The organism is Endozoicomonas ascidiicola (assembly GCF_001646945.1).
Classification (GTDB): Bacteria; Pseudomonadota; Gammaproteobacteria; order Pseudomonadales; family Endozoicomonadaceae; genus Endozoicomonas; species Endozoicomonas ascidiicola.
This window is the reverse complement of sequence record NZ_LUTV01000024.1, coordinates 1-2,687: the sequence shown is the minus strand read 5'-3', so window position 1 is coordinate 2,687 and position 2,687 is coordinate 1. Positions and strand designations below refer to the sequence as shown.

The 2,687-nt window shown below is 45.3% G+C and carries 2 protein-coding genes; one reads left to right on the top strand and one right to left on the bottom strand.

Annotated features, from left to right (window positions below):
• The coding region (locus tag AKL11_RS24250; protein ID WP_436404701.1) for a hypothetical protein at window positions 1–227 on the bottom strand (227 nt) is incomplete at its 3' end.
• 760 nt (window positions 228–987) lie between these two features.
• Between AKL11_RS24250 and AKL11_RS24240 the strand changes: the two genes are divergently transcribed.
• Window positions 988–2,687, top strand: a 1,700-nt coding sequence (locus AKL11_RS24240) for a VCBS domain-containing protein (RefSeq protein ID WP_216636851.1), incomplete at its 3' end; no start/stop codon positions are given.

Genomic DNA, 2,687 nt, shown 5'->3' with positions numbered 1-2,687 from the left:
GCCAAAATACCGGTGGTGATCAGTATAATGACATCCGACAGCTGAAACGTTGCATTGGCACCTCGTTCAATGTTGATCCGCTTGTCCAGTACGCCAGACAAACCGAAACGGTTAAGAAAGCTGAACGCAGGGATCAGGCCTGCCTGACTGGTGATCGCTTTTTTAGCCTGAGTGAAGTGAACTTTCCGATGGTTTAACCGTGCTTTMGACTTCTTTTTTGTGCTCATGGAAAAAGTGATGCCTTCTAAAAATGGAAAGGTCACTTAATCCCTTTATTCATAGGATATTGCAAGGGTTTTTTACGGATGGATTGCAGGATTTAGGTTATAGGTTGCGCAGCTATTTTGACCGACTGGATCTGCGTTGAAGTTCCTCGGCATAGCTACTACCCATAGGGCATAAATACCCACAGGGCATAAATACCCACAGGGCATAAAGGCTATGACTCGTCTCTTTGCCTTTATGCTCTGTGGGTATTGCCCAGTCGCCCAAAATAACTTACTCGTTCCACAATTTAAAAACGTCATTGGTATTAGTCACAGGCTGAGATCATTTCCGTTTTCCGCAAAAGCACAAGCGGCGTTGGCTTTTACGATCAACGGAAAACGGAAATTTGACACACAACTAACCAATCCACTTTTTGCCTCAAAAGCGACATAAGACAAATCCTGCCAATCTTTAAACTGGTAACTTCTCAAAAAGTGCTGGGCGCTGCCAAAAATCGTGTAAAACAATAGTACATGATTATTGATTACCAAGGGCTACAGTAATTTGGTACTAACGTTGCCCAGCAGTTATTGAGAAGCTACTTAAACTGCTATCATTAATTATGCGGGAAGCATTGGAAGCATTAGGAGGACAACCTATCTCGGTCAGTCTCCTAGATAAAAAGTGAGCATTGTTCACCTTTTCTATTTTTAAACCAACCATCTGTACCGTTTATCAAGCAGTCTACCGGTTAACATGCGTGTTTTGTGAGTGGATATTATGGATAAAAACGCCGGCGATATTATTGGGTATATCAGCGAAGCCGAAGGAATGGTGCTGGTTACCAATGAAGAAGGGGAAATTCGTAACGCCTATGTTGGCGATCCGTTGTACCTGAATGAAACCATTATTAATCAATCCGAAGCAAACGTAACGATTGAACTGATTAATAATCAGATGTTCTATTTGGTCAACAATCAGCGAGTTGTTTTAGGCCCCTCTCTATTAACTGATCATTCATCCGAGCTACCCACCTCTGAGATTGAAACTGCATCAGATCAAAGTAAGCCTGTACCGGATGTTTCGAATAGGGAAAACAGCGAGCCACAAGCTCGAAAAGAATCAACCAGCCCCGATAATAATAAGCCTGCTGAAGACACGTATATTAAAGAAGTCGTTATCAATTACGATGGGCTAAATCACGAAAGCCAACCTGGAAATTCCAGTCAATCAGCAATTGCTACCGGCCCTGAAAACCATATCCCCGAAATCACTGAAGCACCGGAAGCGACTATCGCACTGAACCAGACAATAAAGATTCTGGACCAGTCGTTCGCCATTAACGAGAACAGCCTAGCTGACGGCTCCTTGATTGTGGGCACGGTATTCGCCAAAGACCCCGAGGGAGCTTCTATCATCTACCGGATTATATCCGGCAACGAAGATGAAAAGTTTGAAATTGATCCGGCAACTGGCGCCCTCAGCCTGGTCGGTGACCTGAACTACGAAGATCGACCAGATTACAACTTGGTTATTGAAGTTGAGGATTCAGGCACACTAAAGGAAACGGCAAGCATCGCCATCTCTGTCAATGAAATCAATGAAATCCCTGTGGCCGTCAATGATAGTGAAGACATCACTGAAAACGAACTGTTAACTATTAATGTCTTAGCTAATGATCAAGATGTAGATTTTACCGACACCCCCGACAACTTCAGTCTGGATGAAGCTTATATCACCGATCACAGTGGCTCTCCTATCACTGGCTTTGGCTCCGTCTCTATCCAAAACAACCAACTAGCTTTCGACCCTGGTAGTGATTTTGATTATCTGACCACTGGCGAAATAACCTCCATCGAAATCTACTACCAGATGAGTGACAACGGCGGACTGCAATCCGAGGCAGCAGTCACATTGAATATCACCGGTACCAATGATGCGCCAATCGTTGAAGCAGAAACCAAAGTGTACAGCACTCTTGAAGAGCTATTTGATGACATAGCTGGGGAACTGACTTCCACTCTATCGGATAATGGCAGCTTCACCATCGCCGACGTTGAGCTCTCGGATACTCAAAGCGTGACCTTTGCCAGTGCCAGTAGCGAATATCTGGGCAGTTTCAGTGTCACTGTAGGAGACAATACCACTGGGGATGGCTCCGGTCGTATCGATTGGGATTTCGAGGTTTCTGATAGTGATATCGACTACCTGGCCGCCGGTCAAACCCTTACCCAAACCTACACAGTCACTGTGTCCGACGGCGAAGGTAGTGAGGTAGATCAGGATATTGTCATCACCCTGACCGGTACTAACGATGTGCCTATTATTGAAGCCACCACGAATGTCATCGGTGATATCACAGAAATGGGCGACAATGATGTCGGTGAACTGACGTCTACTCTTTCCGACAGCGGCAGCTTTACCATCAGCGATGTTGACCACACGGACACACAGAGCCTGTCATACACAGCTGGTGCGGC